General features: G+C 71.1%; 19 protein-coding genes. 16 read left to right on the plus strand and 3 right to left on the minus strand.

Annotation, left to right across the window (positions count from 1 at the left end):
* Window positions 1–130: 130 nt before the first annotated feature.
* Genes ybeY through VLJ82_RS08195 form a run of 3 tightly spaced genes read left to right on the plus strand, consistent with a single transcriptional unit; the run spans window position 131 to window position 2363 of the window.
* A complete protein-coding gene (gene ybeY / locus VLJ82_RS08185; protein WP_408662844.1) occupies window positions 131–640 on the plus strand; it encodes an rRNA maturation RNase YbeY in 510 nt (169 codons plus the stop codon).
* A gap of 39 nt (window positions 641–679) precedes the next feature.
* Window positions 680–1981 (plus strand): hemolysin family protein, encoded by a 1302-nt coding sequence (locus VLJ82_RS08190; RefSeq protein ID WP_408662845.1) that lies wholly within the window; start codon window positions 680–682, stop codon window positions 1979–1981.
* Window positions 1974–2363: a cytidine deaminase gene (locus VLJ82_RS08195; protein WP_408662846.1), complete on the plus strand. Its 390-nt coding sequence runs from the start codon at window positions 1974–1976 to the stop codon at window positions 2361–2363. The genes VLJ82_RS08190 and VLJ82_RS08195 overlap by 8 nt, the downstream gene beginning before the upstream one ends.
* A 38-nt stretch (window positions 2364–2401) precedes the next feature.
* On the opposite strand, the gene VLJ82_RS08200 is transcribed toward VLJ82_RS08195, so the two are convergent.
* Window positions 2402–3823 (minus strand): PQQ-binding-like beta-propeller repeat protein, encoded by a 1422-nt coding sequence (locus tag VLJ82_RS08200; protein WP_408662847.1) that lies wholly within the window; start codon window positions 3821–3823, stop codon window positions 2402–2404.
* Between the two features lie 79 nt (window positions 3824–3902).
* Between VLJ82_RS08200 and era the strand changes: the two genes are divergently transcribed.
* The 8 genes from era (at window position 3903) to VLJ82_RS08240 (ending at window position 17355) form a co-directional block, all read left to right on the plus strand.
* Window positions 3903–4814, plus strand: a complete 912-nt coding sequence (era, locus tag VLJ82_RS08205; RefSeq protein WP_408662848.1) for a GTPase Era — start codon at window positions 3903–3905, stop codon at window positions 4812–4814.
* Window positions 4815–4833: 19 nt separating this feature from the next.
* Window positions 4834–6057 carry an MFS transporter gene (locus VLJ82_RS08210; protein ID WP_408662849.1) on the plus strand — a complete coding sequence of 408 codons (1224 nt, stop codon included), beginning with the start codon at window positions 4834–4836 and terminating at the stop codon, window positions 6055–6057.
* On the plus strand, window positions 6054–6830 hold the full coding sequence (locus tag VLJ82_RS08215; RefSeq protein ID WP_408662850.1) for an aminoglycoside 3'-phosphotransferase: 777 nt from the start codon (window positions 6054–6056) through the stop codon (window positions 6828–6830). The genes VLJ82_RS08210 and VLJ82_RS08215 overlap by 4 nt, the downstream gene beginning before the upstream one ends.
* Window positions 6831–6847: 17 nt before the next feature.
* A complete protein-coding gene (locus VLJ82_RS08220) occupies window positions 6848–7585 on the plus strand; it encodes a VOC family protein (RefSeq protein WP_408662851.1) in 738 nt (245 codons plus the stop codon).
* 112 nt (window positions 7586–7697) lie between these two features.
* Entirely contained in the window at window positions 7698–8678 is a 981-nt protein-coding gene (locus VLJ82_RS08225; protein WP_408662852.1) for a hypothetical protein, read from the plus strand.
* Window positions 8679–8805: 127 nt separating this feature from the next.
* Entirely contained in the window at window positions 8806–9456 is a 651-nt protein-coding gene (locus VLJ82_RS08230; protein ID WP_408662853.1) for a TetR/AcrR family transcriptional regulator, read from the plus strand.
* A gap of 39 nt (window positions 9457–9495) precedes the next feature.
* The gene (gene recO / locus VLJ82_RS08235) at window positions 9496–10263 is read left to right on the plus strand and encodes a DNA repair protein RecO (protein WP_408662854.1); all 768 of its coding nucleotides are present in this window, start codon (window positions 9496–9498) and stop codon (window positions 10261–10263) included.
* Between the two features lie 249 nt (window positions 10264–10512).
* A complete protein-coding gene (locus tag VLJ82_RS08240; protein WP_408662855.1) occupies window positions 10513–17355 on the plus strand; it encodes an RHS repeat-associated core domain-containing protein in 6843 nt (2280 codons plus the stop codon).
* Window positions 17356–17379: 24 nt separating this feature from the next.
* Here VLJ82_RS08240 and VLJ82_RS08245 read toward each other — a convergent pair whose 3' ends face one another.
* Complete coding sequence (locus VLJ82_RS08245) at window positions 17380–17883, minus strand: hypothetical protein (RefSeq protein WP_408662856.1); 504 nt, start codon at window positions 17881–17883, stop codon at window positions 17380–17382.
* Between the two features lie 155 nt (window positions 17884–18038).
* On the opposite strand from VLJ82_RS08245, the gene VLJ82_RS08250 reads away from it, so the two are divergent.
* Window positions 18039–18935 (plus strand): isoprenyl transferase, encoded by an 897-nt coding sequence (locus VLJ82_RS08250; protein WP_408662857.1) that lies wholly within the window; start codon window positions 18039–18041, stop codon window positions 18933–18935.
* Window positions 18932–19300, plus strand: a complete 369-nt coding sequence (locus VLJ82_RS08255; protein WP_408662858.1) for an antibiotic biosynthesis monooxygenase family protein — start codon at window positions 18932–18934, stop codon at window positions 19298–19300. The genes VLJ82_RS08250 and VLJ82_RS08255 overlap by 4 nt, the downstream gene beginning before the upstream one ends.
* Window positions 19301–19324: 24 nt before the next feature.
* On the opposite strand, the gene VLJ82_RS08260 is transcribed toward VLJ82_RS08255, so the two are convergent.
* Complete coding sequence (locus VLJ82_RS08260; protein WP_408662867.1) at window positions 19325–20185, minus strand: class I SAM-dependent methyltransferase; 861 nt, start codon at window positions 20183–20185, stop codon at window positions 19325–19327.
* Between the two features lie 103 nt (window positions 20186–20288).
* On the opposite strand from VLJ82_RS08260, the gene VLJ82_RS08265 reads away from it, so the two are divergent.
* Genes VLJ82_RS08265 through dusB form a run of 3 tightly spaced genes read left to right on the plus strand, consistent with a single transcriptional unit; the run spans window position 20289 to window position 24005 of the window.
* Window positions 20289–21485 carry a phosphatase PAP2 family protein gene (locus VLJ82_RS08265; RefSeq protein WP_408662859.1) on the plus strand — a complete coding sequence of 399 codons (1197 nt, stop codon included), beginning with the start codon at window positions 20289–20291 and terminating at the stop codon, window positions 21483–21485.
* Window positions 21475–22857, plus strand: a complete 1383-nt coding sequence (locus tag VLJ82_RS08270; protein ID WP_408662860.1) for a glycine--tRNA ligase — start codon at window positions 21475–21477, stop codon at window positions 22855–22857. Before VLJ82_RS08265 ends, VLJ82_RS08270 begins: the two co-directional genes overlap by 11 nt.
* A gap of 2 nt (window positions 22858–22859) precedes the next feature.
* Entirely contained in the window at window positions 22860–24005 is a 1146-nt protein-coding gene (gene dusB / locus VLJ82_RS08275; protein WP_408662861.1) for a tRNA dihydrouridine synthase DusB, read from the plus strand.
* Window positions 24006–24034 lie beyond the last annotated feature (29 nt).

Consider the following 24034-nt stretch of genomic DNA (forward strand, 5'->3'; position numbering starts at 1 on the left):
GACATCGAGTTCGCCTACCTGGACTCCAAGGACGTGGTGCGCCACCAGCTGGTCGGCCACATCGTCGAGGCGTACTCCAGATACGACGACTCGGTCTGAGCGAGCATCGAGTGAGCGCTGGCGGACGCCCGTGAGCATCGAGATCAACAACGAGTCCGGCGTCGCCGTCGACGAGCGTGCCATCGGCTCGGTCGCGCGGCACGTGCTGGACTCGCTCGGCATCAACCCGCTGGCGGAGCTGTCCATCCTGCTGGTCGACGAGGCCGCGATGTCGACGCTGCACAAGCAGTGGCTCGACCTGGACGGCCCGACCGACGTGATGGCCTTTCCGATGGACACCCTCGACGACAAGCCGGGCATCGGCACCGACCCCGGCCCGTCGCTGCTGGGTGATGTGATCCTGTGCCCGTCGGTGGCCGCCCTGCAGGCCACCGCGGCCGGGCACAGCACCGACGCCGAGCTGTTCCTGCTGACCACCCACGGGGTGCTGCACCTGCTGGGCTACGACCACGGCGAGCCCGAGGACGAGCGGGAGATGTTCGAGCTGCAGGCCCGGCTGGTGACCGGCTGGGCCCGGGACAGCGGCCGCGGGCCGGTCCGCACCCCGCTGCCGGGCACCGCCGGCGAGAAGCGCGGCTGACATGGGCGACAGCGACAGACGCTCGCGGAACGAGCTGCCGTGACCGGCATCTACCTGGTGCTGCTGATCCTGGCGCTGCTGCTGGTGCCGGCGGCCGGGGCGCTGGCCGCGGTGGATGCCGCGCTGGCGCGGGTGTCGGTGGCCCGGGTCGAGGAGGAGTACGTCCGGACCGGCCGGCGCGGCGCGGCCTCGCTGGCCAGGGTGCTCGCCGACCGGGCCCGGCACACCAACCTGATCCTGCTGCTGCGGGTCGCCGCCGAGCTCACCGCCACCGTCTTCGCCACCGTGGTGGCCACCGGGGAGTGGGGGACCACTTGGCCGGTGGTGCTGCTGACCGTCGCGGTGATGGTGGTGATCTCCTACGTCCTGATCGGCGTCGGCCCGCGCACCCTGGGCCGCCAGCACGCCTATCCGGTGGCCCTGGTGGGTGCCGGCCCGGTGCTGGTGCTGGGCCGGTTCTTCGGCCCGCTGGCCTCGCTGCTGATCCTGCTGGGCAATGCGATCACCCCGGGCAAGGCGCTGCGCGACGGCCCGTTCTCCTCCGAGGTGGAGATCCGCGAGCTGGTGAACCTGGCCGAGTCGCGCGGGGTGGTCGAGCGCGGCGAGCGGGAGATGATCCAGTCGGTCTTCGACCTCGGCGACACCATCGCGCGCGAGGTGATGGTGCCGCGCACCGAGGTGGTGTGGATCGAGTCCACCAAGACGGTGCCGCAGGCGCTCACCCTGTCGCTGCGGTCGGGTTTCAGCCGGATCCCGGTGGTGGCCGACAACGTCGACGACGTGGTGGGGGTGGTGTACCTCAAGGACCTGGTCCGCCGCTCCCAGGACCAGGAACGGGCCCGCCAGACCAAGCTGGACGAGGTGATGCGGCCGCCGACGTTCGTTCCGGAGTCCAAGCCGGTGGACGAGCTGCTGCGCGAGATGCAGGCCCACTACACCCACCTGGCCATCGTCATCGACGAGTACGGCGGCACCGCCGGGCTGATCACCATCGAGGACATCCTGGAGGAGATCGTCGGCGAGATCCGCGACGAGTACGACATCGTGGAACGGCCACCGGTCGAGGAGCTGGCGGACGGCTCGGTGCGGATGACCGCGCGGCTGCCGGTGGAGGACCTCGGCGAGATGTTCGGGGTCGAGCTGCCCCGCGGCGACGACGTCGAGACCGTCGGCGGGCTGCTGGCGCAGCAGCTGGGCCGGGTGCCGATCGCTGGCTCGTCGGTGTCGGCCTACGGCCTGCAGCTCACCGCCGAGAGCGTGGGCGGGCGCCGCAACCGGATCGACACGGTGCTGGTCCGCAGGCTGGACGAGCCGGACGAGGGCGAGGACACCGATGCCTGACGCACCGCAGGACGGGCAGTCACCGGACGGGCCGTCGCCGGACGGGCTGTCGCCGGACGGGCTGTTGCAGGGTGAGGACGCCAAGCTGGTGACGCTGGCCCGGGCTACCCGGGCCCGGACCGGCGCGGCCCAGGGCGCCGCGGTACGCGACACCGACGGCCGGACCTATGCCGGGGCGAGTGTGGCGCTGCCGTCGCTGCGGCTGTCGGCGCTGCAGGTGGCGGTGGCGATGGCGGTCTCGTCCGGGGCGCCCGGCCTGGAGGCTGCCGTGGTGCTGTCGCCCGGTGCCGAGGCCGACCCGGACGGTGCCGCCGCGGTGGCCGACCTGACCCCGTCCGCGCCGGTGTATGCCGTCGACGAGGCCGGCCGGCTGTCCGACTGAGCTAGCCACCCAGCCGGGCTACCTTCGTCAGGCCGGGTTCACCACACCCAGGCCCGCACCCCGGCCAGCGTCCCGACGTAGACCGCGTTGGAGTAGATGGCGGGGGTGGCGAACCGGTTCACCGGCCCGGTGCTCATCGTCCACAGCGTCCGGCCGGTCGGCGGGTCGAGCACGTGCAGCACGCCCGCCGCGTAGTCCAGCACGAAGATCCGGCCACCGCCCACGGTCGGGGTGCCGTTGATGTTCGAGGCCGCGTGCCAGAGCACCGTCATGGTGCCGTTCGAGTTGATCCGGACCGCCCGCAGGCCGTCCACGCACGGCACGTACACCGTGGTGCCGACCACCGCGGTGCCGCCGAAGGACTTGCACAGGCTGGCCTGCGACACCTGGCCGCCGATGCCGCCCAGCTTGGCCTTGTTCAGCACGTACGCGGTGCCGCGCTTGCCGGCGATGAAGACGTAGTTGCCGACGATCGTCGGTCCCTGCGAGCCCAGGTCGAGGTCGGCGGCGTTGTCGTCACGCCAGGTGCTCGGCGAGAACGAGTCGGTGATCTTCTGGCCGGCCAGTTCCAGGATCGAGTCGGAGTAGTCGTAGCTGCCGGTACCGGCGGTGGCGCCGTTGCCGACTGCCACCAGCAGGCCGGCGCCGGGCTCCTCGACCGGCCCGGGCGGGGTCCAGATGCCGCCCTCCCGCGAGGTGGGCACCGTGAAGTTCCACAGCGCGGCGGTGGTGGGCGAGGCCAGGTCCAGCCCGACCACGCTGCCCCGGTAGCTGCTGCAGTCACCGGCCAGCCCGCCGTAGGGGATGTAGACCCGGCCGCTGGCCACCAGCAGGGCGCCGCGCTGCTGCATCGCGGTCGGGCTGATGCCGGGCACGCTGGACGGCACGTCGACGTTGCGGGACCACTTGACCGCGCCGGTGCCCGGGTCCAGGCCGTAGGCGATGTGCCGGATCGGGCTGTTGAGGACGGCCACCACGATCACGGTGTTGTGTGCCGCGTCGTAGGCGGGGGTGCCGGTGATGCCGCTGGGGTCGATGTTGCCGCACGGCAGGGCCGAGCGTGGCACCGGCGCTCCCAGGTTGCGCCGCCAGACGACCGAGTTGCCCGACAGCCGGTAGACCGAGTTGTTCTCGGTGGCCGCGATCCGGATGCCGTGGTTGACGATGATCGGCTGGCCGTACACCGCGCCGTCCAGCGGGATGTTCCAGGCCAGGGTCGGCTGGACGTTGTCCCGCTTGGCGGTGATCGCGTACCCGGCCCGGGCGCCGTTGCCGTGGTAGGTGGGCCAGTCGGCGTACGCGGTGGTGGCGGTGGTGGTCGCGGTCGCGGTGATCGGGGCGGAGGTGGCCCGAGCCGCCGGTAGCCCGGCGCCGGCCGGCTCGGCGACGGTGAGCACCGTCGCCGCCAGCACCGCGACGGTGGCGCCGGTCAGGGCCAGGTACCTGGAGTTGCGAGTCATGCACACAGTGTGAAACGGCCGCCAGAGTTCCGCATGCCGGGGGCCGAAAGCGCTGGCCGCCGGCTGAGAGAATGGCAGGGTGAACCAGGTAGATCAGTACCGCTCGGGCTTCTGCGCCTTCGTCGGCCGGCCGAATGCCGGCAAGTCCACCCTGACCAACGCGCTGGTCGGCGCCAAGATCGCGATCACCAGCGACAAGCCGCAGACCACCCGCCGAGCCGTCCGGGGGGTGCTCAGCCGGCCTGACGGCCAGCTGGTGATCGTGGACACGCCGGGGCTGCACCGGCCGCGCACCCTGCTCGGCCAGCGGCTCAACGACGTGGTGCGCGAGACGCTGGCCGAGGTGGACGTGGTCGGCTTCTGCGTGCCGGCCAACGAGAAGGTCGGTCCCGGCGACCGGTTCATCGCGGCGGAGCTGCAGGCGGTGCGGGCCTCGGTGATCGCCGTCGTTACCAAGACCGACACGGTGGGCAAGCAGCGGGTCGCCGAGCAGTTGCTGGCCGTCAGCGAGCTGGGGGACTGGGCGGAGGTGGTGCCGACCTCGGCCCGGGCCGGGGACCAGGTCGAGCTGCTGGCCGGCCTGCTGATCGGGCAGCTGCCTGCCGGTCCACAGCTCTACCCCGACACCGTGACCACCGACGAGACCGAGGAGAACCGGATCGCCGAGCTGATCCGCGAGGCGGCGCTGGCCGACGTCCGCGACGAGCTGCCGCACTCGATCGCGGTCACCGTGGAGGAGATGAACCCGCGTCCGGACGACGGGTCCGGCCGGCCGCCGCTGGTCGACATCTTCGCCACCCTGCACCTGGAGCGGGCCAGCCAGAAGCCGATCGTGCTGGGCCGCGGCGGCAGCCGGCTCAAGCGGATCGGCAGCGAGGCGCGCCGCGGCATCGAGGAGCTGCTCGGCCGGCGCGTCAATCTGAACCTGCACGTCGCGGTGATGGGCGAGTGGCAGCGCGATCCCAAGATGCTCGACCGGCTCGGCTTCTAGGAACCAGGACTTCTGACCCATGCTGAACCGCTATCGCGCCGCCTTCTCACCACCGGGGACGGCGGAGTTCGCCACCGCTGGCTTCCTGGCCCGGATCACCCTGGCGATCTACCCGATCGCGATCGTGCTGATCATCTCGGCACGAACCCACTCCTACGGCTACGCCGGCGTGGTGAGCGGCAGCTACGTGGTGGGCGGGGCGCTCGGCAACCCGATCGCCGCGGTACTGGTGGACCGGCTGGGCCAGCACCGGGTGCTGCCCTGGTTCCTGCTCGCCCACCTGGCCTCCACCGCGCTGTTCGGCGGGCTGGTCACCGGGCACGCCCCGCTCTGGACGCTGCTGCCGCCCGCGGTGCTGATGGGCATCACCATGCTCAACATCGGCGCGCTGGTCCGGGCCCGGTGGTCCTACGTCTGGCCGGGCGACGGCCCGGAACGCTCCACCGGGTACTCGGTCGAGTCCACCCTGGACGAGGTCATCTTCGTCATCGGTCCGCTGATCGCCACGGTGCTGGCCCTGCACACCCACCCGCTGGTCACCCTGGGGCTGGCACTGCTGGTGATCAGCATCGGCACCCTGTGGCTGGCGACGCTGCGTTCCACCGAGCCGCCGGTGCAGCCGAGGCCGGTGGGGGAGCGGCACGACTTCGCGCTGCGGTATCGCGGGATGTCGATGATCACCTGCGCGATGGTGTTCATGGGCGCGGTGTTCGGCAGCGCCGAGGTGACCATGGTGGCCTTCTGCGGCCAGCACGGTCACCGGTCCAGCGCCGGCTGGGTGGTGGCCAGCTTCGCCGGCGGCAGCATGGTGTCGGCACTGTTCTACGGCGGCCGACACTGGCGTAGCGGCGTGCTGCGCCGGTTCGTGATCAGCGCGGCGCTGTTCGGCGTAATGCCGTTCCTGTACTTCGCCGCCACCGGCATCGGCGTGCTGGCGCTGTGTGCCGGGGTGATCGGGCTGGGCATCGCGCCCACCCTGATCGGGGCGTTCGGGCTGGTCGACCAGATCGTGCCGCCGGGCTCGCTCACCGAGGGGCTGACCTGGATCGGCACCGGCCTGTCGGTGGGCTACGGCCTGGGCGCGGCGGTGGTCGGCGGCATCGCCGACCGGCACGGGGCCCGGTTCGCGTTCTCGCTGCCGGTCGGCTGCGCGCTGGCCTCGGCGGTGTTCGCGCTGCTGCTGGCCGCCCGGCTGCGGACGCCGGGTCGTCCGGCACCCGTCGAGGTCGGCGCCGCGCTGTGATCGCCGGCCCGCCGGGCTCGGTGGCGGTGCCCGACCCGGTCCGCGCGCTGGCCGACGGGGCGCCGGTCCGTCCGGTGTGGCGCAACGAGCTCGGCGGCCTGACCTTCAGCATCGGCGACCGGTACGTCAAGTGGGCACCGGCGGGCAGCGGCCTGGACCTCGGCCGGGAGGCAGTCCGGCTGCGCTGGGCGGCGGCTCACCTGCCGGTGCCCGAGCTGCTCGGCAGCGGTTCGGCGCAGTCCGGCAGCTGGCTGGTGACCCGCGCGATCGCCGGCCGCAACGCCGTGGATCCGCGCTGGCAGGCCGAACCCGAGATTGCCGCCCGGGCGCTGGGCAGCGGCCTGCGCGCACTGCACGAGGCGCTGCCGGTGGCGGACTGCCCGTTCTCCTGGTCGGCCGAGGACCGGATCGCGGCGGTGTTCGAGCGGGGCCGGCTCGACCCGGGCGAGTGGCATGCCGAGCACACCGGCCAGCCGGTACGGCGGCTGCTCGACCGGCTGGCCGACCCGCCGCCGGTGGACCGCTTGGTGGTCTGCCACGGCGATGCGTGCGCGCCCAACACGCTGCTGGACTCCGCGGGCCAGGTGGCCGGCTACGTCGACCTGGGATCGCTGGGGGTGGCCGACCGGTGGGCCGACCTGGCGGTCGGCAGCTGGAGCCTGGAGTGGAACTACGGCGCCGGCTACCAGCCGCTCTACTTCCAGGCGTACGGCAGCGAGCCCGATCCTGACCGGATCTCCTACTACCGGCTGCTGTGGGATCTCGCCGAGTAGCTTCGTAAGCTCGGCGGATGGTGATCAGCTGGCTGTCCGCCTTCGCCGACGTGCCGGAACCGCGCGTCGAGGCCGCCCTGCGATTCTGGGCGGCGGTGACGGCCGCCGTGCCCGCCCCGCCGGTCGGCGACCAGGACGAGTACCTGCCGCTGGCTGGTGCGGACGAGGATCGCTACCTCTGGGTGCAGCGGGTACACCGCCCGGACGGCGGCTGGCACCCCGACCTGCACGTGCCCGACCTGGCGTCGGCGGCGCGGCAGGCGGGCGCGCTCGGCGCGACGGTGGTCCACCAGGTGCCGGGCCTGATCGTGCTGGACACGCCGGCTGGGCAGCCGTTCTGCCTGGTGCAGGACGAGAGGGAACGGCGCCGGGCCCGGCCGCGCCGCTGGCCGGCCGGCCAGCACAGCCTGCTCGACCAGATCTGCCTGGACATCCCGGCCGACGCGTTCGACACCGAGTGCGAGTTCTGGGCCGGGCTCACCGGCTGGCCGCGGCGGCGTACCTCGGACGAGTTCGTCAACCTGGCGCGTCCGGCTCACCTGCCGTTGCGGATTCTTCTGCAGCGACTGGGATCCGACGATGCCGGCCCGACCCGGGCGCACGCCGACCTGGCCTGTGACGACCGGCCAGCCGAGGTGGAGCGGCACACCGAGCTGGGTGCCGAACTGATCTTGGTCGCCGAGCACTGGACCACGCTGCGCGACCCGGCCGGGCTGGTGTACTGCGTCACCGACCGCGACCCGTTCCGGGACTAGGTTTACCTCCCCAACCGTCGACGGGCTACCGCTGACGCTCCCACTTGAGCGGTCGCTCAAAACCTGCTGTAATTGAGCGGACGCTCAAATAAGCGGAGGACGAGGTGCGGACATGGGCACGGATGAGTTGCGGTACCGCTTCCTGCTGATCGGACGGGCCATCTACCTGAGCACGCTCTGGGGCATGGTGTTCGGTGGCGCCGCCGATGTGGCACTGGGCTTGGCCTACGCCTCGGAGGGCGGGCTGGTCTACCTCGTGTTCATTCAGTTCGCCTTCATGGTCGGCGGTATCGTCGGCTCGGCCAGCGGCGCGGTGGCCGGGCTGGCGCTGGCGCTCAGCGGGCGGCGGGTGATCCGTCGGATGCCCTACGCCCGGCTGGTCACCGGCAGCGCCGCGACAGTGGTTCCGCTGGTCCTCGCCTGGTACCTGCAACACGCACAGCCCTTGCTGCGCTCGAATATCTGGCTCGGGGTGGGCTCAGCAGTGGCGGTAGCGGCGGCCGGAGTGGCCGCGGCGCTGTTCACCCCGCGGGTCGTCAACGGATCACCACCGCCCGGTGGTGCTGGCGTGCCCCTGCCGGTCCGGCCGGCGCCCGCCCCGCCGGTGCCACTCGCCCCAGCCGGGCCCGGCTCGCTGGCCGGCGATTCCCCATTACCGCGAAGGCTGATCGTCGGCCGGGGCGTAGGTTGGGGTATCATCGGTGGCACGGTGCTCGGTGCCTTCACCTGGGTGGTGTGGTGCGTGCAGTTCGGCGAGGTGAAGCCACTGGCTCTCGTCGGATTCGCCGCGCTGTTCGGCGCTGCAGTCGGCGGCTGCCTGGGCCTGGTGGCCGGGCTGGTGCTGGCGCTGGCCGGCAGCTGGGCGGTCCGGCCGATGTACCGGGCCCAGCTGATCACCGGCGGGGTGGTGACGGCGCTGCTGTTGGTGCTGCTGCACATCAGCCGGGTGGACACGCTCTGGGGCTTCACCCTGTATCTCAACCCGAGCCTGGCGGTGGCGGCCGCGCTCGCCGCCGTGCTGCTGACCCCGTGCATCATCACCGGCATGCCCGAGCACCGGGACTGGAGATGGCCGGGAGGCCGGTCCGGATGACCCGCACGGCCACACCGATGTCGCTACCCGTGCCATGACCCGGACCGGGTCGTGCCGCCCTACACTGCCTGCATTGAGCACGCGCTCAAGAACGGCGCGGGCGGCTGAGGACGAGGAGTGCCTACCGGTGAGTGGCGACACCCGCGAACGGCTGCTGGCCGGCACCATCGCGGCCTTGCGGGACAAGGGGATCGCCGGCACCTCGGCCCGGTCCATCGCCGCGGCGGCCGGCGTCAACCAGGCACTGGTCTTCTACCACTTCGGCAGCGTGGACGAGCTGATCATCGCCGCCTGCCAGAGCGCGACCCGGGAGCGGGTGGCGCTGTACGCCGACCGGTTCGCCGACGTCACGTCACTGCGCGAGCTGCTCACCATCGGGCAGGATCTGCACGAGGCTGAGCGGGCCGCCGGCAACACCCGGGTGCTGGCCCAGGTGCTGGCTGCCGCCCAGCAGAACGCCATCCTGGCCGAGGCGGCCAAGCAGGCGTTCGGCTTGTGGATCACCGAGATCGAGCTGACCCTGCGCCGGATCCTCGCCGGCAGCCCGATCAAGGCCGCGCTCGACATCCCGGGCCTGGCCCGGGCGATCGCGGCCGCGTTCATCGGCCTGGAGCTGTACGAGGCGGCCGACCCGGACGCGTCCCGGCATGCCATGGCCGCACTCGGCCAGCTGGCGATCCTGACCGACGTGCTCGACGACCTCGGCCCGGTCGCCCGCCGGGCACTGGCCGCCCGGTTGCGCCGCAGCCAGGCGGCCCGCACCGGCACGACGCGCTGAGTTCTGTCTGCGCGGCGCAAGATCTGGGACGATGGAACGATGCCGCTCTACCGTGACGAAGCCGTGGTGCTGCGCGTCCACAAGCTGGGCGAGGCGGACCGGATCGTCACGCTGCTGACCCGCCGGCACGGCCGGATCCGGGCGGTCGGCAAGGGGGTGCGGCGCACCACCTCCCGCTACGGCGCCCGGCTCGAGCCCGGCAGCCACATCGACGTGCAGTTGCACACCCGCACCGCGGTGCCGGACGCCGAGCGCGGGCATCCGCGCAACCCCGGCCTGGACCTGATCACCCAGGTCGAGTCGGTGGACAACTACGGCGCCCGGCTGTCGGCCGACTACCCGGCCTGGACCGCGGCGGTGGCGATCTGCGAGACCGCCGAGCGGCTCACCGCCGAGGAGGGCGAGCCCGCGCTGCGGCAGTACCTGCTGGTGGTGGGTGCGCTGCGCTCGCTGGCCGACCGCGAGCACGAGGCCACCATGATCCTGGACGCCTTCCTGATCCGGTCGATGTCGCTGGCCGGCTGGGAGCCGGCGCTGGCCGAGTGCGCGGTGTGCTCGGCGCCCGGCCCACACGGCGCCTTCAACGTGCCGGCTGGCGGGGTGGTCTGCCTGAACTGCCGGCCGCCGGGCTCGGTGCGTCCCCAGGTCGGCTCGCTGGCGCTGATGGCGGCGCTGCTGTCCGGCGACTGGGCCGGCGCCGATGCCGCCGCGGCGGACCTGCGCCGCGAGGCCAGCGGCCTGATCGCCGCCCACCTGCAGTGGCACCTGGAGCGCGGCATCCGCTCGCTGCCGCTGGTGGACCGCTGAGCTGGGGAAGCCGCGCCGGCGTCAAGTAACCCGCAGGAGCGGCACGCCGGGCAGGTTTATTGCCGTGGAATGTGAGAAAGCTCAGGCCGGGCGATGCAAATCCAGAACTCTGCTTGAGGCTATTTACACGGATTACAAATCTTTTCCTTTTGTGCCCGAATAGCTGAATTTTCTTGCTAGCGTGCGCTCCGCTTATTACGCGTTGCTTCCGCCACTCAGTGGCTTTGAAGCATTAGTGGGGGTCTGGCCATGCGCATTCGTTTCCGTTCCTCGCGCTCGGCAGGAATTGCCGAGCTGACCGTGGCCGCCATGGTCGCCAGCCTGCTGTCCGTGGTGGGCGCGGCGCCCGCCAGCGCCGGCGGCGGGGCCAGCCTCGACCTGACTAAGACCGTCACCAGTACTGGGGTGGTCCCCACGTTGGCGGCTACCCTCGCGGTCGACCGGTCCACCGCGATCCCTGGCGACCAGCTCAGCTACACCGCCCGGGTCACCAATACCGGTGCGGTCCTGACCTTGAGGGGCTCGTACTCCGCCACTGAGAGCGCCGATTCACCCGGCACGCTCACCGACTGGTACGACGACGTCGAGTACCACGACCCGGCGACGAAGGTCTGGATCCCACTAGGTGGCTACCAGGCCACGAGCCCCACCTGGACACCGGCGGTGCCGTCCCCCGCCACCACCGGCCTCGCCGTGGACACGACGCCGATCGCGGCGTCCGGAGTCACCTATCCGGGTTCGGGCGACCACCTGCTCGGCACGGTGATCGGCGCCGGCAAGAAGGCCAGCTGGTCCTACACCGCTCAGCTCACCCTGACCGCCGCGCAGGCCGGCGTGCTGACCGATCCCAAGCGCAGTGACGGGATTCGCAACGTGGTGCACGTCGAGGTGTCGCCGCGCGACCCGAAGAACGGCCAGCCCTACACCTACCGCACCGAGTTCGCCAACCCGTTCGCGGCCGGGGCGCCCGCGATCACCGGGGTGTCGGTCGCGTTCTCGCTGCCGGACGGCAGCACCCGGACGGTGGACCAGGCCACCGTGCCGGCGTTGGCGAAGATCGCCGTCGGCGACAGCGTGAACGTGCCGACGAAGTGGACGGTGCCCACCCTCGCGCTGCCCGGGGCGAGCGAGGCGGACGCGGCGTACCTGAGCCGTCTCGCGGCAGCGGAAGGCAGCGTGCTGAGCGCCAGTGCCACCGCTTCCGGATCAGGCGGCGGCACCACGTGCACCGCGACCGCCCCGCCGGTCAGCACCGTCGAGCATCTGCCGATCGTCAGCGTCGGCAAGTCCGGCCCGGCCACCGTGGACGCGGGCGCCACCGGTCACTACCAGCTGCCGCTGCAGAACACTGGCGGCGCGAGCGCAACCGGGATCGCGCTGACCGACACGGTTCCCGCTGGGGGAACGGCCATCGTGTCCGGAGCGCCGGGCAGCCTGGCCGCGGGCGCCGGGGCAACTCCGACGGCCGCCTTCGCGGTGCCTGACGACCAGCCGGACGGGCCGCTCACCGACACCGCCCAGGTGCGCTGGACCGACGCCAACGGCAACGGCTACGGACCGGTGTCGGCGAGCTTCACCACCACCGTGCAGTCCTCGCTGGTCGGCGCGACGCTGACGCTGTCGCCTGAATTGGCCGGGCCGAACGTGGTCGGCACCGACCAGGTGCTGACCGCCACCCTGCTCGACCGCAACGGGAAGCCGGTGCCCAACATCGCGGTCACCCTCACCGTCACCGGCACCAACCCGGTCACCGGGACGGTCACCACCGGCAGCACCGGAGTTGCCACCTTCCACTACGCGGGCAAGGCGGCCGGGCTCGACACCGCACAGGCCGAGGCGACGGCAGGCACCGTGCACGTCCAGTCGAACACCGCCCAGATCGGCTGGGTGAGCCCGATCGCGCCGATCGGCACGACCAGCGTGGACGGCCGGTTCTTCACCGAGCCCAGCAGCGCCACCACCTTCGTGGCCAAGCCCGGCGACGTGCCGACGTTCGGCCAGACGTTCCCGAATCTCGCGTTCAACCCGTCGGCCGCGGCACTGCCGCACAACCTGACCGGCGTCACCACCAGCACGCATCCCTTCACCGACGTCACCACCGACCTGATGGGCAACGGGGTCGGAGCGATCGTGGCGCAGGGCAACGGCAAGCAGGCCGGCGGCACCGGCATGACCTCGTTCGACGCGGTGTTCACCGCCGACTTCGTGGTGGCCAAGCCGGGCGACGTCACGTTCCGGTTCGACTACGACGCCGGCTTCCTGTTCGGCATCGGCGGCGGCGCGACGAGGGTCAACGGCAGCTACGAGAACACACCGGCTTCGAACCGCTCGGCGTTCGAGAACTACCCGTTGGCCGGCGCGGACAACCGACCGAGCAACGCGGTGCACACCACCACCGTCACCGTGCACTTCCCGAGCGCCGGCTCCTACCCGTACGAGGTCGACTACACCGAAGCGGGTGGCCCGACGCTCAGCCTGGTGATGTCCACCGTCTCATTCACCGCCGACACCTCCGGCATCACCGCTTATGTCGGCTACGCCGATGGCCTGCGGCCGGGCGGCAGCGCCTTCCCGTTCCCGTGGAGCGGTTCGCCCAACACGGTCTTCGTGGGCTGCCAGGGCAACTGCGAGTTCGACGGCGGCGCGGTCCGGCTGGACAACACCACCGGGCACGCGATCACCATCAACTCGCTGACCGTCGACATCGGGCCGAACTGCCGGTTCGCGATCTGGCCGGCCGACCGGCAGTTGCCGGACGGGCAGACGGCGATCTACACCCAGATGATCTCGGGCGCCGACAGCGGCTGCCCGAGGAACGGCTCCTTCGACACCTCGGACGCGCCGTTCATCACCTGCAACCCCACCCACATCACTCCGCACATCACCTTCACCATCGACGGGCAAGCCCACTCCTTCGACGACACCGACCAGATCCTCAACACCAAGGGCATCGACCCACCCAGCTGTGGTGCCGGCAATGAGACCCATCCGTGGACCCGGATCGGCGGCGACGGAGTGGGCATCAACACCCCGCTGCCACCAGCGGGCAGCGTGGTGCTGAGCCCGCTGGCCGGCGGCACCGCCAAGGTGACTTCGGTGCAGGCAGACGCCGGTACCGCCCAGAGCTTCCGCGTTGACGTGCTGGACGCCTCCGGGCTGCCGGTCGGCAACGCCCCGGTGGACCTTGCTGTCACCGGCGCGCATCCCGGGCACGTGTACGGCACCACCGGCGCAGACGGAACCACCGAACTGTCCTACACCGCATCCTCGGCCGGTGACGACAGCGTCCAGGCGATCACGTTCTTCAGCGGGATGCGCACCCTGTCGGGCACCGTCTCCGTGCACTGGACGCTGCCGGCCGGCACGGTTCCCGATCCTGGCAACCCGGGCCAGACACTGCCCGCCTCGCCGCCGACGATCACCGCTGCCACCCCGGCGGACGGCACCCGGGTGACCGCCCCTGTCCCGGTGCAGGCCACTATCACGCCACCGGACGGCGAGACCATCACCTCCTGGCAGGTGACCTACCAGGCCGTGTCGCCCGGCTCGCCCAAGGTCACACTGGCCCACGGCGACGGGTCTCCGCCGGACACTCTGGCGACCTTCGACCCCACGGTGCTGGCCAACGACACCTACACGGTGACGGTGTCGGCCACCTCCAGCGGCGGCGGCGTGCAGTCGACCTCGACCACCCTGGCAGTCGACGGCAACCTCAAGCCCGGCCGCTACCAGACGTCGTACAAGGACGTCGACGTGTCAGTGAACGGGTTGCCGATGCAGGTGCTGCGCACCTACGACAGCACCGACAAGCGCGTGGGTGACTTCGGGGTGGGCTGGCAGGTATCCGTCGGCAACTTCCGGATCTCGGCCAACCGCACGCTGGGCGCCGGCGGCTGGACCGAATATCCGACGCAGTGCAGCTTCTTCGGTTGCGTCTACGCATTCAAGAGTTCCGTGCCGCACGTGGTGACGGTCACCTTCCCCGACCAGCATCAGGAGCGGTTCAATTTCACCCCGTCCGGTGGGTTCTCCGCGTTCTACTTCCTCGGCGCGGCGGCCTTCACGCCCGTCCCGGGCAGTGGCAGCACCTCGACGCTGGAGGCACTGGACAACGAAATCAGCTACGACTTCGCCGGCAACATCGACGAGGGCCTGTTCGGTGCTCTCTACTCGCCGACCAGGTTCAGGCTGACCACCCGGGACGGCCGGGCCTTCGTCCTGGACACCGGTACCGGACTGGTGTCCGAGACGGACCCGAACGGCAACTCGGTCACGGTGGACGCTACCGGCGTGCACGCCTCGACGGGTGTGTCCATCACCTTCGACAAGGACGGCGCCGGCCGCATCACCCGGATCACCGAGCCCGGCGGGCAGACCATCGACTACAGCTACTCGCCAGCCGGCGACCTGGCCGGCGTGCACTACCCGGACGGTTTCGACACCGGTTACCAGTACAACGCCCAGCACGATCTGACCGGGTCCACCGGCGACAACGGCCGGGCACTGTCCACCATCGAGTACGACGCTGCCGGGCGCGTTGTCGCGATCTCCGACGGCGCGGGCAACCGCACACCCCTCGACAGCGACGTCGCCGGTCGGCAGCAGGTGGTGCACGACCCGAACGGGCAGTTGACCACCGTCTACACCTTCGACGATCTCGGCGACGTGCTGCAGAAGGACCAGGTCTTCGGAACCACCACCCGGACTACCAAGTTCAGCTACGACCGGTTCGGGCGGGTCACCGATCTGTTGGATCCGCAGCAGCATCACCAGATCTGGGTCTACGACGAGACGGACACCGCCGCCAACGGCAACCTGCTCAGCCACACCGATGCCAACGGCCGCACCACTCGCTACGCCGGCTACGACGTGCACGGGCATGCCAGCACGGTGACCGGGCCGGACGGTGTGGCCCTCGCCACCTTCAACTACGACCCGACCACCGGGAAGCTGCTCAGCTCGCAGCGGCCAGGTTCACCGCCCTCGGCCTTCACCTACTACCCCAACGGCCAGCTCAAGACCTCGACCGATCCGGCCGGACGCACCCTCACCTACACCTACAACAGCGCGGGATACCGGACCTCGAGCTTCGACGCGCTCGGGCACCGGACCAGCTACGTCCCCGATGCCAACGGTCGCGACACCTCGGTGACGGATGCCTCGAACAACACCACCCACTACACCTACGACGGCGCCGGAAACGTGATCTCGGTGACCGATCCCAGCGGCGTCACCCAGAGCTTCCACTACAACGACCGCGGCCTGCTCGATCGGGCCAGCGACCCGGCCGCGGCGACCACCTACGTATACAACGATGCCGGCCTGGTCCAGCAGCGCATCGACCGCAACGGCGCGGTGACCAGCTACGAGTACGACGCCGCCGGCAAACTGACCAAGGAGGTACGTCCCGCAAACGACGTGACGTCCTACCGGTACGACGCGCTGGAGCGGCTGGTGGAGACCGACAACGCCAGCGCCGAGGTCACCTTCGACTACGACGACTCCGGCAAGGTGGTACGGCAGGTGAGTTGCGCGCCGCAGGCCGCGCATGCGGCCTGCACTGCCGCCGGCACCCCGAGCCAGCAGCCGACGGCACAGTTCGACTACGGCTGGAGCGAGGACGGCCAGCAGGCTTCGGTCACCGGGCCGGGCGGCACGACGCGCTATCACTACGACGGCAACGGCCGGCTCGCCGAGGCCATCGACCCGGCCGGGCACTCGGTCACCTATCACTTCGACGGACAGAGCCGGGTGTCGTCGACCGACTTGCCGAACGGCGTGGTGGATGCGTTCAGCTACGACTCGTCCAGCCTGCTGACCGGCCGGGACGCCAGCAGCGGCACGACGGCCATCGCGCAGAGCGACTACACCATCGACCCGGTGACCGCGCGCCGGAGTTCGATGACCGACCTGGATGGCGCCAGCAGCTACACCTACCAGGACAACGGCTTCCTGAGCCAGGCAACGCACTCGACCGGGTCCGGGTTGGCCGAGGAGGATTACACCTACGACGGCGCCGGAAACGTCACCTCGACCACCGATCTGCCGGCGGCACAGCTGACCTATCAGGCGGGCCGGCTGACCCAGTTCGGTGGCACGGCGCTGGACTACGACGCCGAGGGCAATCTGACCTCCAAGACCGATACGGCCACTTCCGCGATCACCCGCTACCACTGGAACGTCGACCACGAGCTGACCTCGGTCGACCTGCCGGACGGCAGCACGGTGCGGTATTCCTATGACCCGCTGCACCGGCGGGTGCAGAGCGCCCAGGGCAGCCAGGTGACCCGCTACGCCTGGGAGGCCTTCAACCTGGCCGCGGTGTACGACGCCGCGAACCACCTGGTGACCTCCTACGTCACGCTGCCCACCGGCGCCGACGCCACCGATGTCGCGGTCCCGGCCGAGGTGCTGGAACGCACCGACGCACACGGCACGTCCTACTTCGTGCACGACGGATCCGACTCCACCACCGCGCTGACCGACGCCACCGGCGCCGTGACATCCCGCTACCGCTACAACACCGCCGGGCTACCGGGCAGCACCAACGGCTCGGAGGCCGGCTACACCTGGATCGGTGCCCAGTACGACCCCTCGACCGGGCTCTACTACCTGGCCGACCGCTACTACGACCCGGCCACCGGCCGCTTCATCTCCGAAGACCCGGCCTCGGCGCAGTACTACAACCCGCCGCTGGGACGGTGGACGCATGCCACCCCGGCTGCCGCCGTAGCCCATCCGGTCAGCTTCAACCGCTACGCCTACGCCGGGAATGATCCGATCAACTCGGCCGATCCCAGCGGAGACGGTTTCAAGCCGCTGGCCGCCGCCCTCGCGTGCGCGATCACCCTCGCCAATGCCAGCGGACTAGCGACAGGCACCCCGTATGAGGAACCGCTCAAGCAGGTAGCCGAGTGCATCGAGGAGATCGTCGATGATTTGAAGGAGCGCAGGGAGGCGATAGAGCTGGCGGAGGAGATCGCCGAAGCCGACAGCGAACCGGTTGCCGCCTTCATCGAAGGCGCTATCGAGGAGGAACTCGTCGAGATCATCGAGATCTCGATCGAGATCACCATCGCCGAAGAGTTCTGATCCGGTGGCCGCGGTCGGCGGGTTCTAGCTGAGCCCGCCCGACCGCAGCCGGTCCTGCCGGTGGGCCCGCAGCCGCTGGAACGTGGCGCCGCGCTCCTGCGTATACGGCGTGCGGGTCACCTCCAGCAGCCATTCGAACAGCATCCGCTCCTCGGACTCCGGCAAGGCCTGCCGGCTCGCCCGTTCACAGCGGACAGCGGCATAACTGTGCGCCGTCATCGGCCGGTCCGGCTTGTCGAGCATCGCCTGGCCGCCCGGATCGGCCAACGACGAGGCGTAGCCGGTCGCGCTCGACCTGAGCCGCTCGTCGAAAACCTGTCCTCGCACGATCAGCCATCGCAGCAGGTGACCGGACAGGTAACCGGCATGGTGGTACACGGTCTCGCCCGGGTTGGGAGCAACTCGGGCCGGACCGGCCTCCAGCAAGCCTGCCAGCATGCCCGCCCTGGTGTCCTTGTCGCCGGGTTGTGCCTGCTCGGAGCGTAATTCCCTCTGCAGGGCCTGGATCACCTCGTCAAGTTCTGTCATGGGTGTGCTCCCGGTACCCTCCGCCGCACCCGGGCCGGCCTGATGATAGCCAGACGTCATATCAGCCGGCTTCCTGCGCACGGCGCCATGTTCTCAAACCCGCCACTGCCGAGCCAGGTGCCCTGGTACTCGTCCGCCGTACTACGGTGGCCTGCATGCCCGCTCGCCGCTCGTCCTGGCCGGACCCGCCGCCGCACCCCAGCGGAGCCCGGCCACCGGACCTTCCGGCCAGCCTGCTGCCCAGGCACGTCGCGATCGTGATGGACGGCAACGGCCGGTGGGCCAACAGCCGTGGCCTGCCTCGCACCGAGGGGCACCGGGCCGGCGAGGCGGCCCTGATGGACGTGCTGTTCGGGGCGATGGAGCTCGGCGTGCCGGTGATCTCGGCCTACGCCTTCTCCACCGAGAACTGGCGGCGTTCACCGGACGAGGTCCGGTTCCTGATGGGCTTCAACAAGGAGGTGATCCGGCGCCGCCGCGACGAGCTGAACAGCTACGGCGTGCGGATCCGGTGGGCCGGCCGCCGGCCGCGGCTGTGGCGCAGCGTCATCGACCAGCTGGAGGACGCCGAGCAGTTCACCGAGCGCAACGACCGGCTGACCCTACAGTTCTGCGTCAACTACGGCGGCCGGGCCGAGGTGGCCGACGCCGCCCGGCGGATCGCCGAGCTGGCCGCGGCCGGCCGGATCGATCCGGCCCGGATCGACGAGAAGATGTTCGCCCGCTACCTCGACGAGCCCGATCTGCCCGACGTCGACCTGTTCCTGCGCACCTCCGGCGAGCAGCGCACCTCGAACTTCCTGCTGTGGCAGTCGGCCTATGCCGAGCTGATGTTCCTCGACACCCCGTGGCCGGACTTCGACCGCCGGCACTTCTGGGCCGCCTGCGCCAGCTACGCCGCGCGCGACCGCCGGTTCGGCGGGGCGGTCGACGCCACCGCGGCGGAGCCCCTCGGCGCGGAGGCCCTCAGTGCGGACGACACCGGCGCCGAAGCCACCAGCATGGAGGCCACCGGCACCCCGGCGGTGGCCACCGAGGCCGGTGCCTCGTGATCGCGCTGCTGCAGTTCCGTCCGGACCCGTCCGGAGAAGCCGGCGATTTCCAGGCCGAGCAGTTCCAGGAGCAGGCCGAGCAGGCGCTGCGGCTGCTGGCCGAGCGGCCGGGCTTCGTGCGCGGCTCGGTCGGCCGGGCCACCGACGACGCCGGCAGCTGGCTGCTGTTCACCGAGTGGGAGTCGGTGGGCGCCTATCGGCGGGGCCTGGGCGGCTACCAGGTCAAGCTGCTCGCCACCCCGCTGCTGTCCCAGGCGCTCGACCAGCCGAGCGCGTTCGAAGAACTGCTGCGCATCGAGGCCGACGGCGAGGAGACCAGCCGGCCCAGCGACCGGGCCGACGACGCGGACTGGACGAGCCGGTAACCGGCGCTCGCCCTGATCCAGAGCCTAGATCCGCCAGATGTCGGCCGCGATCTCGCGCATCCGCTCGCTGAACCGCCCGTCCGGGCTGGCCTCGGCGAGCAACCCCCGCAGCGCGGCTTCGAAGTCGGAGATCCGGTCGCCGAACAGGTGCGGCGCGGCGCTGGACAGCGAGAACACGCTGGCCACCACCTCGTCGGCGCTGCGGCTGACCACCGAGCCCGGCACCTCGATCCGGGTGCAACCTCCGAAGCCGGCGGCCCGGTAGATCCCGGCCTCGACGCGTCCCCGGCCCGCCTCGTCGACCGGCAGGTCCGGCAGGATGCCCTGGCCGGCGCGGCGCCGGGGGCCCAGGAAGCGCCTGACCAGCTCGGCGATCTCCCGCCGCGGCGGCCTTGGAAAAGGCAGCGGCTGGCCGTCGGATACCCCTTCGTGCGTGGTGGCGTGCACGTGCACCAGGACGCCGCCGGAGCCGAGCACGCCGCGCAGCCGGCGAGCCACCAGGGCCCGATCCATCCAGTGGAAGGACTGGGCCAGGGTCACCACCCGGAACGGCCCGAGATCGGCGGGTAGGTCCTCGGCCCGCAGGTTCACCCAGTCGACATTGCGAATTCCGGCCGCGCCGGCCTGCCGGGCCGCCTCGGCCAGCATCCCGGCGTCGGCGTCCAGGCCGGTCGCCCGTTCGAACCACGGCGCGAGCGGCAGGGTGAGCGAGCCCGGCCCGCAGCCGACGTCGAGCAGCCGGCCGGTGCCGTCCAGGGCGAGCTCGGCGGCCAGGGCGTCGACCAGCTCCCGGGGGTAGGGCACCCGGCCCCGGACGTAGTGGCCGGCGCTGCCGGCGTACAGCGACGGGTCCCAGAACCAACCTGCCCAGCCCGGCTCGCCCACCGGACCAGTATGTCCGGCCCCCGCGCCCGGCACCTCGGGCGCCGTCACGTCCGGGCGGTAGTTTGGAACGGCTGGCGCGACCGAAGACGAGAACCGGTGTGAGGTGAGGACCCTGGCGGCGACCGAGTCGGAGCTGACCGCGGCGCCCGGCACCGACCCGGGAGAGCGCCGCCCCCCGGAGCCGCGCGAGAGCCGCTGGTCGTCCGCCCGCACCCTGACGATCGTCCGGCGCGCTGCCATCACCGTCTGGGCGCTGGTGCTGCTCTACTGGTTCTTCCGGGTCGGCATCACCTTCGACCGCAACACCCTGCTGCTCTACGTCTGCGCCGGGCTGTTCGCCGCCAGCATCGGCCGGCGCAGAACGACGCACGTGCTGCGCGACTGGCTGCCCTTCGCCGCGGTGCTGGTGGTCTACGACCTGTCCCGGGGCGCGGCCGACGCGCTGGGCCGGCCTACCGAGTGGCATCTGCAGCTCGACTTCGACCGCCGGCTGTTCGCAGGTACAGAACCGACGGTCTGGCTGCAGTCGCACCTGAAGGAGCCGTTCCCGCCCTGGTGGGAGGTGGGGGTGAGCCTGGTCTACGTCTCCTACTTCCTGGCCCCTTGGGCGGTGGCGGGGGTGCTGTGGCTGCGGGACCGGCAGGCCTGGCGCCGGTTCGCGATCCGGTTCGTCACCATCTCCTTCATCGGGCTGGCCGGCTTCATCGCCTTTCCGGCCGCACCGCCGTGGGCGGCCTCGCAGTGCACGGCGGCCGAGGTGGTGGGCGGTCCGTCGGACCCGCCCTGCATCGACGCCGAGGTGGGGACGCTGACCACCGGCGGCATGCTGGGCAAGGTGCACCCCAGCCACGGCGGCGCCGCCGCGTACGCCGAGCGGATCGGCACCCGGGGCTGGAACAAGCTGGGCATTCCCCAGGCCAAGGCGCTGATCGACGAGGGGCAGGCCGGCTCCAACCAGGTGGCGGCGGTGCCCTCGCTGCACGCCGCCATCTCGGGCCTGATGACGGTGTTCTTCTGGCCCCGGGTCCGGCGCCGGTGGCGGCCGCTGCTGGCCGCCTACTCCCTGGCGATGGCCTTCTCGCTGGTGTACTCCGCCGAGCACTACGTCTTCGACATCCTGCTGGGCTGGCTGGTGACCGTCGTGGTCTCGGCCGGCTTCACCCGCTGGGAGCGCCGCCGGGCCGACCGGTCCGCCGGCTCCGGCCCGTCCGGCGCTGGCGAGAAGCCGCTGGCCGCTACCGATACCCTGGGAGGGTCCCTGCCCGGCCGTCCGGAGATGGAGAACCGCAGTGCCCGTTGATCGCAATGACGCCGTCGTCAGCCTGTCGAAGCGCCGTGGCTTCGTCTTTCCGGCTGCCGAGATCTACGGCGGCACCCGGTCGGCGTGGGACTACGGCCCGCTGGGCGTGGAGCTGAAGGAAAACCTGCGCCGGCAGTGGTGGAAGGCGATGGTGACCGGCCGCGACGACATCGTCGGCCTGGACTCCTCGGTGCTGCTGCCGCCGGCGGTGTGGGAGGCCTCCGGGCACCTGGCCACCTTCTCCGACCCCCTGACCGAGTGCACCTCCTGCCACAAGCGCTACCGGGCCGACCACCTGGAGGAGGACTACCAGCGCAAGAAGGGCCGGCTGCCCGAGCATGGCCTGGCCGACATCAGCTGCCCGAACTGCGGCAACCGCGACACCTGGACCGAGCCCAAGCAGTTCTCCGGAATGCTCAAGACGCACCTCGGCCCGGTGGAGGACGAATCGGGCCTGGCGTACCTGCGCCCGGAGACCGCGCAGGGCATCTTCCTCAACTTTCTCAACGTGATGACCACCGCGCGCAAGAAGCCGCCGTTCGGCATCGCCCAGACCGGCAAGTCCTTCCGCAACGAGATCACGCCGGGCAACTTCATCTTCCGGACCCGCGAGTTCGAGCAGATGGAGATGGAGTACTTCGTCGAGCCCGGCACCGACGAGCAGTGGCACGAGTACTGGATCGACGCTCGCTGGGACTTCTACGTCGGGCTCGGCATGAACCCGGACAACATGCGCCGCTACGAGCACCCCAAGGAGAAGCTGTCCCACTACGCCAAGCGGACCGTCGACATCGAGTACCGGTTCAACTTCGGCGGCAAGGAGTTCGACGAGCTGGAGGGGATCGCCAACCGCACCGATTTCGACCTGTCCACCCACTCCGAGCACTCCGGGGTGGACCTGAGCTACTTCGATCAGGAGAAGAACGAGCGCTGGAAGCCCTACGTCATCGAACCGGCGGCGGGGCTGACCCGGGCGACGCTGGCGTTCCTGCTCGACGCCTACACCGAGGACGAGGCGCCCAACACCAAGGGCGGCATGGACAAGCGCACCGTGCTCCGGTTCGATCCGCGGCTGGCGCCGGTCAAGGTCGCGGTGCTGCCGCTGTCCCGGCACGCCGACCTGTCGCCGGTCGGCCGGGACCTCGCCGGCCAGCTGCGCCAGCACTGGAACGTCGAGTACGACGAGACCCAGGCGATCGGCAAGCGCTACCGCCGCCAGGACGAGATCGGCACCCCGTTCTGCGTCACCGTCGACTTCGACACCCTGGACGACCAGGCGGTGACAATCCGGGAGCGCGATTCGATGGCGCAGGAGCGGGTGGCGCTGGACAAGGTCTCGGACTACCTGGCGCCCAAGCTGATCGGCTGCTGAGTATGACCGCCGTGCTGACGCCGGTGGCGGCGCCGCTGCGGCTCGGCGAGCGGATCGTCGTCGAGCCGCCGGTGGTGCTCGCGCCGCTGGCCGGCATCACCAACGTGGCGTTCCGTCGGCTGTGCCGGGAGTACGGGGCGGGTCTCTACATCTCGGAGATGATCACCTCCAGGGCGCTGGTGGAGCGCAACCCCAAGACCATGCGGATGGTCACCTTCGCCGCCGACGAGACGCCCCGCTCGATCCAGCTGTACGGGGTGGACCCCGACATCGTGGCCCGCGCGGTGCGGATGATCGTGGCCGAGGACCTGGCCGACCACGTCGACCTGAACTTCGGCTGCCCGGTGCCCAAGGTGACCCGGCGCGGTGGCGGTTCGGCGTTGCCGTGGCGGATCAACCTGTTCTCCGACCTGGTCTCTGCCGCCGTGAGAGCGGCCGACGGGCAGCTGCCGGTGACGGTGAAGATGCGGCTGGGCATCGACGCCGGCCACCTCACCTATCGCGATGCCGCGCTGCGCGCCCAGGACGCCGGGGTGGCCTACGTCGCGCTGCACGGCCGGACCGCCGCCGACTTCTACGGCGGCCAGGCGTCCTGGGAGCCGATCGCCGAGCTCGCCGGGCTGCTCGACATCCCGGTGCTGGGCAACGGCGACATCTGGGAGGCCGCCGACGCGGTCCGGATGGTGCGCCAGACCGGCTGCGCCGGGGTGGTGGTGGGCCGTGGGTGCCTGGGCCGGCCGTGGCTGTTCGGTGACCTGGCGACCGCGTTCGCCGGCCGGCAACAGCTGCACCTGCCGGGCCTGGACCAGGTCGCCGCGGCGATGTACCGGCATGCCGAGCTGCTGGCCGACTGGCTCGGCGAGGAGCGCGGCGTGGTCGACTTCCGCAAGCATGTGGCCTGGTATCTCAAGGGATTCTCGGTCGGCAGCGAGCTGCGGATGGCGATGGCACAGGCGTCCGGGCTGGCCGAGCTGGCCGGGCTACTGGCCAAGCTGGACCAGAGCCAGCCGTACCCGACCGGAGTGCTCGGCCAGCCGCGCGGCCGCACCACCGGGGCCCGCCGGGTCACCCTGCCGGAGGGGTGGCTGGCCGACCGGGAGTCGCGCGAGGTGCCGTTCGGGGCGGAACTGGCCGACTCCGGCGGCTGAGCGACTCGGTGAGCGCTCAGCATCTGGCA

This window comes from Jatrophihabitans sp. (assembly GCF_035474675.1).
Taxonomy (GTDB): Bacteria; Actinomycetota; Actinomycetes; order Mycobacteriales; family Jatrophihabitantaceae; genus Jatrophihabitans_A.

Excerpts from the sequence above, each read along its gene's own strand:
- VLJ82_RS08195 (WP_408662846.1), top strand. The coding sequence starts at position 1,974 with ATGCCTGACGCACCGCAGGACGGGCAGTCACCGGACGGGCCGTCGCCG.
- VLJ82_RS08200 (WP_408662847.1), bottom strand. The coding sequence starts at position 3,823 with ATGACTCGCAACTCCAGGTACCTGGCCCTGACCGGCGCCACCGTCGCG.
- VLJ82_RS08210 (WP_408662849.1), top strand. The coding sequence starts at position 4,834 with ATGCTGAACCGCTATCGCGCCGCCTTCTCACCACCGGGGACGGCGGAG.
- VLJ82_RS08220 (WP_408662851.1), top strand. The coding sequence starts at position 6,848 with ATGGTGATCAGCTGGCTGTCCGCCTTCGCCGACGTGCCGGAACCGCGC.
- VLJ82_RS08225 (WP_408662852.1), top strand. The coding sequence starts at position 7,698 with ATGGGCACGGATGAGTTGCGGTACCGCTTCCTGCTGATCGGACGGGCC.
- recO (WP_408662854.1), top strand. The coding sequence starts at position 9,496 with ATGCCGCTCTACCGTGACGAAGCCGTGGTGCTGCGCGTCCACAAGCTG.
- VLJ82_RS08240 (WP_408662855.1), top strand. The coding sequence starts at position 10,513 with ATGCGCATTCGTTTCCGTTCCTCGCGCTCGGCAGGAATTGCCGAGCTG.
- VLJ82_RS08245 (WP_408662856.1), bottom strand. The coding sequence starts at position 17,883 with ATGACAGAACTTGACGAGGTGATCCAGGCCCTGCAGAGGGAATTACGC.
- VLJ82_RS08250 (WP_408662857.1), top strand. The coding sequence starts at position 18,039 with ATGCCCGCTCGCCGCTCGTCCTGGCCGGACCCGCCGCCGCACCCCAGC.
- dusB (WP_408662861.1), top strand. The coding sequence starts at position 22,860 with ATGACCGCCGTGCTGACGCCGGTGGCGGCGCCGCTGCGGCTCGGCGAG.